The 14,416-nt window shown below is 62.0% G+C and carries 14 protein-coding genes; 1 reads left to right on the plus strand and 13 read right to left on the minus strand.

Annotated elements, in window-relative coordinates:
* Positions 1–76 precede the first annotated feature (76 nt).
* Positions 77–346 carry a helix-turn-helix domain-containing protein gene (locus tag EPJ54_RS20015; RefSeq protein ID WP_239590742.1) on the minus strand — a complete coding sequence of 90 codons (270 nt, stop codon included), beginning with the start codon at positions 344–346 and terminating at the stop codon, positions 77–79.
* Between EPJ54_RS20015 and EPJ54_RS20360 the strand changes: the two genes are divergently transcribed.
* On the plus strand, positions 281–463 hold the full coding sequence (locus tag EPJ54_RS20360) for a sigma factor-like helix-turn-helix DNA-binding protein (protein WP_420823025.1): 183 nt from the start codon (positions 281–283) through the stop codon (positions 461–463). The two genes, EPJ54_RS20015 and EPJ54_RS20360, sit on opposite strands and share 66 nt — an antisense overlap.
* 102 nt (positions 464–565) lie before the next feature.
* Here EPJ54_RS20360 and EPJ54_RS03695 read toward each other — a convergent pair whose 3' ends face one another.
* From EPJ54_RS03695 to EPJ54_RS03750, 12 genes are all read right to left on the minus strand, one after another.
* Positions 566–5,089 carry an AAA family ATPase gene (locus EPJ54_RS03695; RefSeq protein WP_167755560.1) on the minus strand — a complete coding sequence of 1,508 codons (4,524 nt, stop codon included), beginning with the start codon at positions 5,087–5,089 and terminating at the stop codon, positions 566–568.
* A 153-nt stretch (positions 5,090–5,242) separates the two neighbouring features.
* Positions 5,243–5,557 carry a helix-turn-helix transcriptional regulator gene (locus tag EPJ54_RS03700; protein WP_135210310.1) on the minus strand — a complete coding sequence of 105 codons (315 nt, stop codon included), beginning with the start codon at positions 5,555–5,557 and terminating at the stop codon, positions 5,243–5,245.
* Positions 5,554–6,615, minus strand: coding sequence for a TraB/TrbI/VirB10 family type IV secretion system protein (locus EPJ54_RS03705; RefSeq protein WP_135210311.1), 1,062 nt, complete (start codon positions 6,613–6,615; stop codon positions 5,554–5,556). The genes EPJ54_RS03700 and EPJ54_RS03705 overlap by 4 nt, the downstream gene beginning before the upstream one ends.
* Entirely contained in the window at positions 6,612–7,454 is an 843-nt protein-coding gene (locus tag EPJ54_RS03710; protein ID WP_135210312.1) for a TrbG/VirB9 family P-type conjugative transfer protein, read from the minus strand. Before EPJ54_RS03710 ends, EPJ54_RS03705 begins: the two co-directional genes overlap by 4 nt.
* Positions 7,451–8,134 (minus strand): conjugal transfer protein TrbF, encoded by a 684-nt coding sequence (gene trbF, locus EPJ54_RS03715; protein ID WP_135210313.1) that lies wholly within the window; start codon positions 8,132–8,134, stop codon positions 7,451–7,453. Before trbF ends, EPJ54_RS03710 begins: the two co-directional genes overlap by 4 nt.
* Positions 8,131–9,153 carry a P-type conjugative transfer protein TrbL gene (trbL, locus tag EPJ54_RS03720; RefSeq protein WP_167755561.1) on the minus strand — a complete coding sequence of 341 codons (1,023 nt, stop codon included), beginning with the start codon at positions 9,151–9,153 and terminating at the stop codon, positions 8,131–8,133. The genes trbF and trbL overlap by 4 nt, the downstream gene beginning before the upstream one ends.
* A 1-nt stretch (position 9,154) precedes the next feature.
* On the minus strand, positions 9,155–9,877 hold the full coding sequence (locus EPJ54_RS03725; protein ID WP_135210315.1) for a TrbJ/VirB5 family protein: 723 nt from the start codon (positions 9,875–9,877) through the stop codon (positions 9,155–9,157).
* A 9-nt stretch (positions 9,878–9,886) separates the two neighbouring features.
* Entirely contained in the window at positions 9,887–12,337 is a 2,451-nt protein-coding gene (trbE, locus tag EPJ54_RS03730) for a conjugal transfer protein TrbE (protein WP_135210316.1), read from the minus strand.
* Positions 12,338–12,349: 12 nt separating this feature from the next.
* Positions 12,350–12,613, minus strand: a complete 264-nt coding sequence (locus tag EPJ54_RS03735; RefSeq protein WP_135210317.1) for a VirB3 family type IV secretion system protein — start codon at positions 12,611–12,613, stop codon at positions 12,350–12,352.
* 42 nt (positions 12,614–12,655) lie between these two features.
* Entirely contained in the window at positions 12,656–12,988 is a 333-nt protein-coding gene (locus EPJ54_RS03740) for a TrbC/VirB2 family type IV secretion system protein (RefSeq protein ID WP_135210318.1), read from the minus strand.
* Entirely contained in the window at positions 12,985–13,953 is a 969-nt protein-coding gene (gene trbB / locus EPJ54_RS03745; protein ID WP_135210319.1) for a P-type conjugative transfer ATPase TrbB, read from the minus strand. Before trbB ends, EPJ54_RS03740 begins: the two co-directional genes overlap by 4 nt.
* Entirely contained in the window at positions 13,950–14,414 is a 465-nt protein-coding gene (locus EPJ54_RS03750; RefSeq protein ID WP_135210320.1) for a hypothetical protein, read from the minus strand. The genes trbB and EPJ54_RS03750 overlap by 4 nt, the downstream gene beginning before the upstream one ends.
* Between the last annotated feature and the right edge of the window lie 2 nt (positions 14,415–14,416).

Below are 14,416 nucleotides of genomic sequence, written 5' to 3' on the forward strand. Positions count from 1 at the left end.
ACATCTGCGTCCGCTATCGTCGCAAACAGCGTGCGCTGATTTCCGAAACTGCCCCCAAGCGGCCGGCGGCGCTCGCTCAGCGTTTCTGCTTTGTCGCTGGGATGTCTTTGAGAATCTCAGCGAAGAATTTGCGCTCATCTACTTCAAGCGCACGTAGCCATTCAACGAGCTGCACTATGTCGAGACGACGTTCATGCAATTCGACTTTGGCGACGTAAGATTGCGTTTTGCCCAGCGTCTCGGCCAACTCTCGCTGATTGAACGGGAGCGGCTGGCGCTTTTGTGGTTCAAGCTGAAGGGTTTTTCGCACGCCGACATCGCCAAGCGTTTGGGCGTGTCGCGCCACACGGTGCCGCACTATCTTTCCCGCGGGCTCGCCAAAATCGCTGCGGCGCGGGCAGCCTTTGAGGCTCAGGGTGGTGCGAAAGACGCCACTTCGGCTTCGGCGGCGAAAACATCCTAGCCACCCCGCCCCAATGCTGCGCGGCGGTTCAGCGCTGCGCATTGACTGACCGCGCTGCCGCATAACCCGATCCAGAGTGCGTCCACGAGATCGCGACGCATATCAACCTTCTGGACCAATCCAGATTATCCAAAGTGCTGCAGCGGCCAAAGCGACGAGCAACGCCAAAGCGAAGAATGTTGTGGGGAGCAGCACCTTGCGCGGCCCTTTGGGCGCAGCGGTTTTTGGGTGTAGGTTGGTGATTTCGGCCGGAAGGGAATTCTCAGTGCTCGGCGCGGAGGTTTTTGCAGTCGGCGGCGCATTGGAGGTCGTGTGAGGCAATGTCGCCGACGCTGAAAGCAGGGCCGGGGCAGTCAATTGGCGCGCGATATCAATTCTTGGCCGGGCGGGCTTGATCGCTAGCCAATGCAGTCGACCTAGATTGTCTCCGACCACAAGCCGCCCGTCGGGCAAACCAAGAAGGGCACGCACTTCGCCATCGAGTTCTATACGGCCAACTTCAGTGCGACTGAGAACTTCCAGGATACGCACTGTTGTCCCCGCGCTCACGGCGAGCAATCCACCGGCCATCACCGCAAGCCTGTGGGCATAGTGCCTGTCCACACTTCTCCAAGCTGAAGCGCGCCGGGACACAACAAATTCCTCCGCAGTCTGTGTATTCCAGACGGCAACCCACTCTCCGTCTCCTGAGGCCGCAGCGACGCGGCCATCGGGAAGCACTGCTAAAGCGCTATCACCTCCAGCGTGCGAAGTGGAGAACCGCGCGATCTCCACTTTAGCTTCGACGTCACAAATTCTAACCTCATTAAAATAGCCAATTGCCAAGCACCCCGTCGGCAACCCTGCCAACGCAGTGACGTAGCCCGCTTCGATTTGCGACACCTCTTTGCCGGTCGCGACATCCCAAATGCTCAGAAAATCGCGCGTTGAATAGGCTCCATCCTGATGTGAAATGACTTTGTTCGGGGCGACCAAGCGCCCACCAGGAAGCGCGGCCAACAGGCGGGCACCTGAGGCGCCGGTATCAAAATAGCTAAGCTCGACGCCAGCATTTGCATCCCAGATTCGCACGCCGTCTCCGCAACCACTCGCTACGGTTCCGTCATCAAGAATCAGGAGCGCGTAAATCTGCGTAGCGCCGAAATGCTTGTGCCCTCCGAACTTCTCGGGGATTGGGCGGCCAGTATATTCAGCAACTCTTGCGCAGGACTTTGTGTCCCACACCCCCAGCGCACCTCCAGATCCACTCACCACGCGCCCGTCAGGGAGGAGCGCCAGCGCTTCTACCGCCTGACTGTTCTTGTCGGGCAAAACAGCGCCAGGCGCCGCCTGCGGATTCCAAATGCGCACACTGTTGTCGCGGGAGCCGCTAGCCAGTCGCCCATCCTGCAACGCGACGAGTACAGTGATCTCTTCCCGGTGTCCTTCCAACTTAAACGTCTTAGTATGTGGCGCTCCGAAAGTGCGGATGTCGCCATTTTGCGAGCCCGCGAAGATTTGGCCTTGGGGCGTGACCACAAGAAACGCCGCTGACTTGTGATTTTCAACGTGGCTGACCTCGACACCCTCGTTCACATCCCAAACCTGAATTTTGCCTTCTGCAATGCAGGCTAAGCGCCCGTTCGGCAAAACGGTAAGCGCGCTCACCGTGGGGCCAAGCGAGTTCGTTGAACGGCGCAACTGGAGCATCTCGGCGCCAGTTCGCATGTCCCAAATACGAATGCCGGAATGTGCCCAGGCACTTGCCAGGCGCCCATCAGGCAACACTGCAAGCGATGATACCCCGTCCCCTCCGAGGCCCTTGTCGAGCCGCGCGACCTCGACACCAGAGCTTACGTCCCAGACCCGAATAGTTATTTCATCGCCACCGCTGACCAAGCGCCCATCGGCCAACACCGCCAGGGCCTTGACGGGATAGCGGTGGCCTTCCAACCGAAGAAGTTCTGAGCCCGTATTTGCATCCCAGACGCGGACGCTCTTGTCATCAGAGCCACTCGCCAAGCGCCCATCCGGCAAGATAGCGAAAGCACGCACTGCGCTTTCATGCCCGTTGCACCGAACCGCCTCGGCGCCAGTAATTGGGTCCCAACCCCTAATACTGCCATCGCTGTGGCCGACAGCGAGAACCCCATTAGGCAAAACAGCGAGGGCGGTTACGGCGCGGCTCGCCCGGTCTCCTGGTTCAAACCGCGCCAATTCCGCACCGGGGGGCGTAAGCGCCGCTTGCGTTTCATAGATTGCTCCCGGCGACATTTGCTCCAAGCAATTTGAAAGGAAGGTGCTGCTCGCAAGGTGCAATAAGCGACCGTGCAACTGAGGCAAACACTGGCGCAGATCACGCGCCACGTTTCCGGCGATCAGGCGCAGAGTCCGGCCGATAAGCTTCGCGTCGTCGGACGACGCGAAGCTCTCGTAGTCCGCGGCAACCTCAATCGTTCCACCGAAGGCCGCAACACTCTTGTCGATCCAAGCGGGATTCGTCAGCAGCGCGTCGAGACGATCCTGCTGTTTTGCATGATGTAGCTGAAAGGGCAGTTCGACGATGCAGCGGCGGCTCAGGGTTAGATCGTCAGCCCGCCAATCCCGCTCCGGTTCAAAAAACTCCGCCAGCGCATGGTGCAATCTGCTCCGATCCCGATCATAAAACCGTATGCGCACGACCTCTGCGACCTGGCGGTGGAAGAACTGCAGCAATCTCTCACCGTCGCTTCCCTTCTCGACCAGGAGCGCCTGCATATCTCTGCGCAGCCGCACCCAAACAGAGTCTGGCAGCCGCTGGGTGCTCGCGCCGAATTGCTCCGACGACACTGCTGCCATGACCTCGTGATCCCGGGAAAGCACTGCGAGCAGTTCGCTCTCGCTCACCCCCTCTCGTCCCGCGGCAACGAGGCCGAGTGCACGCGCGACGAGCTGTGGCGCATGGTGACGAACGCTCGACAATTCGTCGAGGAATTGTCCGATGAGGGCCGCGACATCGTCAGCGAGACCGCGCGCGCGCGGATCGTCACTGGACCTCCAGCGGCGCGCCAAAGCGAACGCGACTTTAAGATAAAGCGGTGAAGCACCGGCCGCGACGAAGCGGTCCAGGATATAATCCTGCTGTTCTTTGGTCAGGCTCCGCTGCGCATCGCGCTGAAGGTCGGCGAGGATGTCGCCACCATCGGTCCGCCTTAGGGGTTCAATTTCCAGAACTCCGTTATCGGGTAAGGCATGCGTCAGTCCACGGATGATCGTGCTCTCGGATGCGTACGCCTCGTCTTCGAGCGTTGAGACTACAATCTTCACACCCTTTGGTAGCTCGTCCGGAAGCCACGCAGCTCGATACGGCGCACGCAGCTGGTCCAGCGCGTCTACGAAGATCGTGACAGGCTGCGCGATGGCGGCGATAAAGGTCCTGACCTGGGAGACAAAACGGTTGGCGTCCTCTTCCCATGGTCCGACCGCTTTTGTGACACCGAGCGCCTCCAGGTCTGTGCAGATCGAAATGAGAAGTGAGCGCTGCTCCGTAGAGGCAGCGCTGGCGCCGACGAAGCGTTTCACAACAGGGACACCGCCCCTGTTTTCGGCATCCACCGCCGCGCGCGCCATGAGCGCAGACTTACCCGCTCCGGAAATGCCTTTCAGCACCAGCGGATGACGCACGTCGGCATCGAGGTAATCTTCGATCGCCGCCCGATTGCTGCTGCGTCCCACGAACACACGCACCCGCTCTTCAGCGAATGCATTGTGCACGTCACGCTCTTCTTGAAGAGCTGCGTCGGCGGCGCGCGTTCGGATCTGGACGGATGTGATGTGCCGCTCTATCGCCGCCTTGAGTTTCCCGGTGACGGTTGAAACAAAGGTCGCTTGATAATCGGCAGCGTTGAAGTCACCGAAGGCCAGTTGATCAGCGGGCACCAATCTGCCAACCAAATCCGAAAGTGCTCGCGCGCCTGGCTCAGCTGAATGTGTCGTGCGAATCCAAGCAATCGCGGACGGCGCGACACCGGTCAGTCCTTGTCGGATTTCCTGCTCAGTAAGTGACAAGACGGTCTGGTCACGACACTCATCGCTGAGCAACCCCGCTCGGTGAAGGTGATGCGCGGCGGCTTGCAGAGCATGGCGCAGACGCGTCTCAATCAGCATCCAGGCGTTGGGGTCTGCAAAGTCGGCGAGATCCCCTTCCCTTGCCCGCAGCGTATAGGCAGACATGGTCTCACCGGCGGACGCCAGAAGCGCACCCGCGATGCGATGGTTCTCGTCGCGCTGATAGACGCGGTCGAGCACCGCTACGATTTCGGCATTGTCCCCGATCGCGAGCCAACGGATTGCTGCCTCGTAGGCATCGGCGGCAATCGCGTAGGGCAGCGGAACCCAACCGTAACGATCGCCGCACAGGATCAGAAGATTAGGCGCTGGGTATGCTCTGGCGTCCACGACCTCTTCGAGACATAGATCCGCTGTGCGCTGATCAATCTGCGCATCCGCGCTCACGCCCCAGCGCATATCCACGGCACGGAAGCCAAATCCGTGCGTGGCGCAGAGGCGTTCAAGTTCGGGGAAGACCTCTTCATGCAGAAGTCGACGTTCTTCTGTAAAATCCCTGAAAGTAGATGAGACAAAAAGCCGGAATGTCCTCGTGACCACCTCGGCCTCCTCGCCCGCTTCGCACAAGGATAATTAGCGACGGTCGATTGCCGAGTCACGTCGAACGAACAAGACGTCGCAAAACGCCGTCAACATTTGCACCAGGAGGCGCGCAAAAGCGTCGTGACGCTTGCCACTGCGTCCCATACATCGTTACGAACCAAAGAGATCCCGTTGAACTCCCTTCTGCCCTTGCTTGCGGGGTGCCGCTTTTGCCCGTGATCGTTTGAGTGCTCGGAGCTTCTTCTCGTGCTTGCGCTTGCGGTCGAACGCGCAGCGGCCCCTAAAGCTCATGAGTGCGGCTTCTAATTGGTCCATTTCACACTTCTTCCAATAGATTTGCCGGCCCACTCGGATGGGTTCTGGGAAACCGGCGATATCGCTCGCAGCCGCGCGCCAGAGTGTCCACCGACTGACGCCCAGATCCTCCATCACGGCTTTGAGCGGCAGATAATTCCTGAGCTTCATCGGTAAGCTCGAAGCACGAGATCGCGCGTCACCAGAACGCGCACCGAAGCGCCGGGCCGGATCGTGATCGATGGACGCACATTGAGTTCGCGATCGACGATACGTCCGCCACTCTGCGCTGCTTGTTGTGCGGCCGCATCGCCGACGCTTTGTGAGAGCGAGCCCCCTTCGTCCTCGTCCTCGCTTTCATTGGCGATGACCGAAATGATCGCCGACAATCCGATCGCCGCGGCCAACCGATCGAAATGATGATCGGTGCGATCGCTGAGACCTGCGGCGCCCGAGGGATCAGTCGCCGCCATCTCCTCTAAATTGATGCTCCAGCCATTCGGCAGAATAAGCCGGGTCCAAATTAGAAAAAGACGTCGATCGCCGTAGCGCACCGCATTGTCATATCGCCCGACCAGGCGGCTGCCCTGCGGAATGAGCAGATACTCGCCGCTGACGGAATCAAACACGGGCGCCGTCACCTGCGCGCTCACCTGCCCTGGCAGGTCGGAGTTTAACCCCGTGATCAAAGCCGCTGGAATGACATGGCCCGCTTGCAGCATGTAGCGCGAGCGCGGCGGCGTCAGGCGCGCGGCGAGAGTAGCATCTCTATCCCCCCCTCTGTCCGCTTCCACTTCTCGCACGAACAGGATTGGCGCCACGCGCGCGAGCTGCTGCGGATCTGGGGCGGCTTGCGTTCGCTCGGGGTCGGCCTGCGCGTGAGCACGAGACGCGCCGGCTTCGTTCGCGCCACCGGTCCACAACGGATCATCGGGAGGCTGCAGATCATCCGCATCGTGAAGGTCGTAACGCCCATATTGCAGAGAGGCTGCATCATAGTCGGCCGATGCTTGGGCGATATTTTCAGGCGGGCCCGCGGCGGCTTGTATGGCGTTCTGGGTTTCGCCGCGCGCGCTTTCATGCTCGGAGAGACCATTGACCAGCGCAAAGGCGATAATTGCGCCCGCGCCTAGGCATCCCGCCATCAGCACCTTGCGGGAGAGACGCTTAGGCGATGGCGGCTTGGCGCGGACGTCTAGCGAAGGCGCGGCTTCGGTTTCGATCGTCATGGCCTCTGACTCCGGCGCCGTGGCGTCGGCGGGCTTGGGTTGCGCTCAATACGCACGACAAGTGGCGCGCGCGTACCAAGGCGAAGCTCTCCAATGTCGAAGATGCGATCAACTACATAGCGCGGACCGTTTTGTGCTGTCGTGATGCGATAATTGACCAGTTCCGCACCTTCGCCGGTGATGACGAAGAGCGGCGGTAGGTCGCTCGCTACAACATCGCCGGCAAATTCGATCCAGGTGCGGCGTCCATCGTCGAAGACGCGCACCGGCGACCAGGAAGGTGTGCGTCCGCGCATCGTGCGAATGCGATAATTGAAATTGAGACCGTCGAGCGGAGTCGTTGCTTGAAGCGCTTGCTCCGCTTGCGGGTAGGACCAGGCGACCTGTGCGGAATACGCTGAACCCGATTGCGAGATCGCTTCAATCAGATAGGTCCGACGATCGGTGATGAGTACGACATTGGTGCGCAGACCCGCCGCTTGCGGCTTCACCAGGACGATGGTGCGCCCCTCGCCTTCGGCTTCCCCGTCAGCCTGCGTCACCATCCAGCGCGAGGTATCGCCCGCGGCGATGTTGTTCAAACTCTCGCCGGGCTCCAGCAGAATGGTCGAGACATAATTGGGGTTGGTGTAGAGCTCATAGATCGCGCCGGGCTCAAACGAATAGATTTGACGCGCGGCTTGGAAGCCCTCTCGGCTTGGCCGCTGGCGCGAGGCATCGTTGGCCGACGTCAGCATCTCCAAGGGGGTTTCCGCGCGTGTGCGCCGCGTTTGCGCGTCGACCTGCGCTGGAATGGCGAGCGCGATGGCGGCGGCGAGAAGTGTGGGTGTCCAATTCATCGCTGCCGGCTCCAGGAGAAGTCCGAGATCAAGAGCCCCAAGGGATTGTTGGCGAGCTCGTCGGCGTTGCGCGGCGGCCTTGTCGTCAAACTGAAGACGCCGGAATAGATTTCAGGATCGGTCGAGCCCGTCGCGTTGGTGGCGCGCTCGACCCACGTCACTTCCCAAGCATTGTTAGAGCGCGCGATGATGGAACGGATGTGCACGGTGCGGCCGACGCGGCCCAGGCTTAGGAACGGATCGTCCTGGCGGGCGATCTCGGAGAGCTGTGCTGCCGCTTGCGGCGTCAGCAAGCGATAGGCTTGCATCCAGTTCTCGCGCAGCACCACGCCGTCTGTCGGCAGAGAGCGCACAAGACGGATGAATTGGCCCAGATGGTAGGCGATCTGCGCTTCATTCGGCGACCAACGCCCGTCAGCGGCGCGCACATTCATCACCTGGCCTTCGGGGCTGACTTCAACGACGTGGATGAAGGTGCGCTGCTGAAGGGCGACAATGACAAGGCTCGCGACGCTCACACCCAGGAGGGCAAGCGCGCCAAAGGCCATGCTGCGCCAGGCGCGCGCTGAGAGCACGGCAGACCCCATGCGCGCATCCCATTCCTGGCGTGCGCGTTGATACGGCGTCTCTGCCGGTTCGGGCGCGTACGAACGCGCTGGTGCACGGAATGGCATGTTCATGGGCGTCCTCCGGAAGGTTTGCGCGGCGGCTGCATCGCCGCATAATTGATGGCGGGACGGCGCCCGCCGCTTTGGCCCCCGCCCTTAGTGTTGCGCGCACCGCCAATCATGCGCATCGCGCCGCCGCCGAGCGCGCCGCCAAGCTTCAAGGCGTTCTTGCCAGCCTGGTAGGCAACCATGCCGCCCGCGACCGTTGTGAAGCCCGTGCCGATCGCAGTGCGCGCTGCGTCGGCGCCGGAGAGCTGAGGCTGGCCCTGCACAACTTCGCTCGCCAGCATCGGCGCAAACCAGGCGAGCGCGAGCACCGTCAAGCCGAAGAAGAGCACCTGCAGCCCACCCCCATCATCGAGCACGAATTGTGGCGGCAGCGTTTCAACGAAGCTGATCGAGACCGACGCGATCAGCGCCAGCACAAAGAGCCGTATGGCGCAGCCCGCGACCCAGCCAATCGGACGCTCCGCCACCCAGGCCGTGCCATTGAACACACCCCATGGCAAAGCCACGAAAGCTGCAAGCGCGCCAAGCTTGAAGGCGATCAGCGAGACGAAGAGCTGGAGCGCCAATACGAAAAAGCCCAGCGCCACGAAGAGTGCTGCGATGAAGATGAGCAACATCGTCATCGTGTCGGCGAAGAAGTTCATCCCCTCGGCGAGCGCAACCGTGCGACCGAACATCTCGATGCCGATCTGGCCGACGCGTCCGGGATTGTGGAGTTCGGCCATGCTCAGCGCGCCGCCGCCCGCATTGAGACCAAGCTGCGCGCCCGAGCGGACAATGACGTTGGAGAGCGTCGGCCAATTGTTCACAAGGAAGGCAAAGAAGCCGACGAACAGAACCTTGCGGAAGAACGGCGCCATCGGCGCCTCGCCGGCCAATGCCCATTGTGCGCCAGCCAATGTGATCGAGATCACGATCAACGCATTCAGCACGTAGCTCACATCGCCCTGGATCAAGCCGAAACCGGAATCGGCGACGGCTAGAAATTGGTCGAGGAAGGAATTGACCGAAGTCGGATCCATGTCAGTCCCCGAAGGCCGAGCGCGCATGCGCTGTCGTCGCTGAAATTTGGCCAGGGAAAGCACGGCGCTGGATTTCGCGCGCGCGTTCCTCGCGCGCGAGGCGCTCGAACCGCTCGGTCTCTAACGCGCGTCCCTGCGCGATCAGCAGCGCGTGGATGTCGGCAAGTTGCGAAGCTTGGATGCCGAGCAATTGATTGCCGGCCTGGATCGCGCCGGTCTGGCCTTCGGCGCCGGTCGATGATTGTAGCGCGCGCTCGATGCGCGCTTGTGTCTGGCCAAGCCGCTCCGCGGCGCGGGCCTCGGCTTCCATGGCGCGCTCAAGGCTTGCCCGGCTTTGGCGCATCCATTGGTCAGATTGCGCCAGGACATCGCCCAGTTCGAACGCCTCCCAGGTTTCAGGGTAGAGCGCGCGCAATTCCGCGCCCAATTGGCTGGCCTCGAAGGCGAGCCCCTCAACGCTTTCAAACAGCGCCCGCGCTTGCCCAATCGATTGCGACAATTCGGGACTGAGCTGCAGCGGATTTTGGCGCAGCATCGCCGTCGCCTGCTCGATCTGCTGCACCTGGTTGCGCACCTGTTCGATCATGTGACTGACCTGCAGGATGTTCTGCGCCAGATTGCTGGGATCGATGACCGTGATGGCGCGCGCCTCGCGCGCTGGTGCAAAGCCGAGGCTGAAGGCCAAGATGGCCGCAAACAAACGACGTGAGTGTCTGACGAACATGCGCCCCTCCTATTCAGCGGCGATTAGCGATGGTGGTGAAGTCCGGGTCTTGAAGCGTCGGATCGCATCGGCGGCCTCGCTGAGGCCCTTCATGTCGAGCCAGGCCGCGGCAAAGTCCTCGCGGCCTCCTTCCTGCAGCACGCGATCCATCTGCGCGTGATCCTCGGGTCGGGAGGCGCCAACAAAAGCCAGTGCCGCCGGACCCAGCCCCAATTCGAAGAGGCGCGCACCGTCTCGAGAGACCAGATAATAATCGCGCTTTGGCGTGGCGGATGCGATGAGCTCGATTTGCCGGGCGTTGAGTCCGAGCGCCTCGTAGAAGGCGCGTGACCTCGGCTCACGCGCGCGATCGTTGGGCAAGAAGATGCGCGTGTGGCAGGCTTCGATGATGGTGGAGGCGATCGGACTTGCCTCGACGTCGGCCAATTCCTGGCTCGCGAACAAAACCGCCACGTTGCGTTTGCGCAGCGTCTTCAACCAATCCTGAATTTGCGCGGCAAAGAAGCTGTCCTTCAAGAAGAGCCAGGCTTCATCAAGCACGAGCAAGGTAGGTCGGCCGTCAAACCCGCGTTCAAGCGCGTGAAAGAGCGCACCCAACACGGCCCCGACCGCGTTTGGTCGGCGCATGAGATCATCCATCTCAAACGCCTGGACGCGCCCCTCCCCTAAGCTCGACGCATCCATATCGAGCAGCCGTCCATAGGGGCCGCCATGTGTGAAAGGCGCCAAGGCCGCGCGGACGTTTTCTTCCTGCACCAGAGCGGTGAAGAGCGAAAGCGTGCGATCCTCTGGCCCGCGTGCGCCCAATATGTCGAGTGCGCGCCAGATTTCAGCGCGCAGTTCGGGCGTCACCGCAACAGATGCCATTTTGAGGATGTCGCAGAGCCAATCGATTGCCCAAGCGCGCTCATCGTCCCGGTCGATGTCGCGCAAGGGCGATAAGCCCAACGCGCCTTCTTCGCCCAAATCGAAGAAATCACCGCCGAGACCTAAGATCGTGGCGCGGGCTGAACGCCCCTTATCGAAGAGATAGATCTGCGCGCCTTCGTAGCGCAGCCATTGCGCCGCAAGCGTCGCCAGCAGCACCGATTTGCCCGCCCCGGTCGGGCCCACAATCATGGTGTGACCGACATCGCCGACATGCAGGCTTAACCGAAACGGCGTCGCTCCATCGGTCGCGGTCAACATCAAGGGCGGGCCAGCCAAATGCGCATTGCGCAGCGGGCCCGCCCAGACCGCACTCGTCGGCAAGAGATGTGCGAGCGAGGGTGTCAGAAGAATGGGACGGCGAACATCGGCATAGGCATGACCAGGCAATGAGCCCAGCCACGCTTCGACGGCATTGACGGTTTCGACTTGTGTCACAAAGCCCAGGCCGTCAGCGCTCTGCTGTACCTGACGCACAGCTTCGTTTGCGGCGCTCTCGTCCGCTTCGGCGATGGTGATGGTCAAAGTGACGAAGCCCGCGCCCACCGCATCGGCGCCCAATTCCTGGAGCGCGATATCGGCGTCACCGGCCTGGTTGGCGGCGTCATTGTCTTGCAGCGCGGATTCTTCCCTGAAGAGCGCCTCGCGTAACATGGTCATCAGACCCTTGCGCTTGGAGAACCAGCGTTTGCGGATCTTCTCCAACTCGCGGCGCGCCTCTTCGCGTGGCATCGGCAAAAACCGCGTCACCCAGCGATACGAGATGGCCAAGCGGTTGAGCGCGTCCAATAGACCTGGCTCAGTTTCGGCGACATAGCTTCGGACCGAGATGATTTTGAGGTGCTTGGCGCCAAGCCGAGGCGCTAAGCCGCCGATCACATTCGTATCGGTCAAAAGCGTGTCGAGGTGGAAAGGCGTCGTGGGTGCCGTCACGCGATGGGGACGCTCGGATACGCAATCATGGAGGTAGGTCAGCGTCTCCTCGTCGCTCAGCCAGCGCGCTTGCGGCATCAGAGCTTCGAGCAGCGCCAACATCTGATCGCTCTCTTCGACGAAGCGCGCGAGGTGATGGCGATAATCGACCGGCCCGCCCGCACCGATTTCACCGCCTTCGAATAAGAGGTTCTCCAGCCTGCCCTGGCGCTCGGCCGGCGGCAGGCACGTCAATGTCAGATAATACGCACTCTCGAAGCGCGCGCCGGCCGTCTCGAAGACGGCGCGACGTTCTTCGTCGATCAGCCAGGAGAGCGCGTCAGGAAAATCCGCGTCGGGATATCCAGGCGCGGGCGCGCGGCGCGCTTCGACATGGATGCACCAGCCGCCTTCGAAACGGCGGAGCGCATTGTTGAGCCGGATACTCGCCCCCATCAATTCCGACGGTGTCGCGGAATCGAGATCGGGACCGCGGAAGAGCAGCGTCCGTTGGAAGGCGCCGTCCTTGTTTAGGACAATGCCCGGGGCGATGAGTGCCGCCCACAACAGATAATCCGAGAGCTTGGCGCACGCGTGTCTGTAGGGCCGAAGATCGATCATGATATTACGCCCTCACGCTTCGAAGAAGAGTGGCTTGGCCAGGTGACGCGGCCAGGTTTCCAGAAACCAGGGATCGCGCGCCGCGGCCCAGGCGGCAGCACCCTGCAACAGCGCCCAGAGTGGCAAGCCGATGAAAGGCTGCTGCAGGCCAAAGCCGATCGCAGCGCCGATCGTGGCGTTGAGAATTGCGAAGGCGCGCGGCACGCCGCCCATCAGGATCGGGCGCGTGAGCGAGGTACGCAAAGGCGTGCGATATCCTTCTGGCTCTTCGAGCATGGTGGCATCTCCTTTGTGAGGCGCGATCTGTGGCGAGCGTGATCAAAGAACCGCGCCCCCGGCAAAGCCGAAGAAATCGAGAAAGAACGAAACCGCCGCGAACATCACAGCGACGCCCAAGCCGACGAAGGCGAGCTTCCTCACCCCGCCGCCGCCCTCGGAGAAAATGATGGTGACGCCGGCGATGACGATGGCGATGACCGCCGCCGCCCGCGCCACAGGCCCGGTGATGGAATCGACGATCTGTTCGAGCGGGCCTTCCCACGGCATGCCGGAGCCGGACGCGTGCGCAGGCCCAATCAAAGCCAACAACACAATCACGCAGACGCTGCTGCGCGACAGAGCACGCAAAATCATATGGCTTGCCGTTCTCATGGCTTTGTCCCCTCGATGGATTGGATGTCGTAGGCATCGCCGCTTAGGCCGCGCACATGCGCGATGTCGGCAATGGCGCGGCCGGTTTCGGTGCGCGTGATGAAGACGACGAGATCGACTGCGCTCGCGATCAGACGTCGGGGCGCATGCGCCGATTGCTCAAGCGTCAGATCTTCCAGTCGCGTCAGCGCGTCGTGGGCGGAATTGGCGTGGAGCGTCAGCAGCCCACCGGGATGGCCCGTGTTCCAGGCCTTGAGTACCTCAAGCGCTGCGCCATCGCGCACTTCGCCGACAACGATCCGATCGGGCCTGAGACGCAGACTCATCTGCACCAGATCGCGCATGCCGATCGTCGGGCTCGTGCGCTTGGTCAGCAGCTGCAGGCAATTGGCCGCATTGCATTGAAGCTCGGCTGTGTCTTCCAAGATGATGATCCGCGCGTCGCGGAAGGCCGTTTCGGCTAAGAGCGCATTGAGCAAGGTGGTCTTGCCCGACCCCGTACCGCCGGCGACGACAATGTTGGCGCGCGCCTTCACGGCTTCGGCGAGCACGTCAGCTTGGCGGGCGGTGGCAACGCCATCGTCCACATAATCGCTCAAGCAATAAATGCGGGTTGGGCGTTTGCGGATGGCGAGGATCGGCGCCTCGACCAGCGGCGGCAGCAGGGCCTGCACCCGCGCCGCGGATTCTGGGAGAATGGCCGCAAGCGCGGGGCGCGCCTCGCCGACCATTTCACCGGCCTCGTGCGCCAAAATGCGGATCGCCGTCTCGCGATCCGAGACCGAGAGCGTGTGCGCGGTGCACTCCAACCCAGAACCGACGCGATCGAGCCAGAGTTTTCCATCGACATTGACCATTGCCTCCACCACATCGGCGGCCGCCAAAGCCTCGGCGATCGCAGGCCCCAGAGCACGCGCCAGCGAAGAGCGGCGCCGGGCTTGGACGATGGCGTGCGCGTGGGTCATGAATTTCCCGCCCCCGCCTTTGCGCGGTCATGGCCGTTTGCGGTCTCGCCAAATTCCAAGCGATCGAGCAGGTCATCGCCTGCCTCCGGCGCGATGAGACGTTGGCTCAAGAGATCGAGGAAGCGTTCGAAGCGCGCCTCGGCGCTGGCGCCGGCGCTGTCCTCAATCTCGGGATCGAGCGGGGGATTGTGTTCAAGCCAGACCCGCACAAAGAGCAGCATCGCCTGCTTGGTCTGCGTCAAATCCCAGATGAGTCTGTCGAAACGCGCTTCCAGGCGATTGAGCTGGCGCTTTTGCGTCTCGCCATCGGCCTTGCCCGCTGCCTCCGATGAGCTCGCGAAACGTGCGCGTACGGCGTCGGCAATGATCGCGGATTCCGAACGGTTCTGCACCGCCGCAAGCCGCGACACCGCCGCGGCCAGGCCCTCATCGAGATAGGTCTTCACCGGTGCGCGCGACATCG

It is taken from the genome of Vitreimonas flagellata (assembly GCF_004634425.1).
Classification (GTDB): Bacteria; Pseudomonadota; Alphaproteobacteria; order Caulobacterales; family Aquidulcibacteraceae; genus Vitreimonas; species Vitreimonas flagellata.

What these genes read in the sequence shown, in the direction of transcription:
- EPJ54_RS03700 (WP_135210310.1), bottom strand. Translation starts at nt 5,557, where the DNA reads ATGAAGCTCAGGAATTATCTGCCGCTCAAAGCCGTGATGGAGGATCTG.
- EPJ54_RS03705 (WP_135210311.1), bottom strand. Translation starts at nt 6,615, where the DNA reads ATGACGATCGAAACCGAAGCCGCGCCTTCGCTAGACGTCCGCGCCAAG.
- EPJ54_RS03710 (WP_135210312.1), bottom strand. Translation starts at nt 7,454, where the DNA reads ATGAATTGGACACCCACACTTCTCGCCGCCGCCATCGCGCTCGCCATT.
- trbF (WP_135210313.1), bottom strand. Translation starts at nt 8,134, where the DNA reads ATGAACATGCCATTCCGTGCACCAGCGCGTTCGTACGCGCCCGAACCG.
- trbL (WP_167755561.1), bottom strand. Translation starts at nt 9,153, where the DNA reads ATGGATCCGACTTCGGTCAATTCCTTCCTCGACCAATTTCTAGCCGTC.
- EPJ54_RS03725 (WP_135210315.1), bottom strand. Translation starts at nt 9,877, where the DNA reads ATGTTCGTCAGACACTCACGTCGTTTGTTTGCGGCCATCTTGGCCTTC.
- trbE (WP_135210316.1), bottom strand. Translation starts at nt 12,337, where the DNA reads ATGATCGATCTTCGGCCCTACAGACACGCGTGCGCCAAGCTCTCGGAT.
- EPJ54_RS03735 (WP_135210317.1), bottom strand. Translation starts at nt 12,613, where the DNA reads ATGCTCGAAGAGCCAGAAGGATATCGCACGCCTTTGCGTACCTCGCTC.
- EPJ54_RS03740 (WP_135210318.1), bottom strand. Translation starts at nt 12,988, where the DNA reads ATGAGAACGGCAAGCCATATGATTTTGCGTGCTCTGTCGCGCAGCAGC.
- trbB (WP_135210319.1), bottom strand. Translation starts at nt 13,953, where the DNA reads ATGACCCACGCGCACGCCATCGTCCAAGCCCGGCGCCGCTCTTCGCTG.
- EPJ54_RS03750 (WP_135210320.1), bottom strand. Translation starts at nt 14,414, where the DNA reads ATGTCGCGCGCACCGGTGAAGACCTATCTCGATGAGGGCCTGGCCGCG.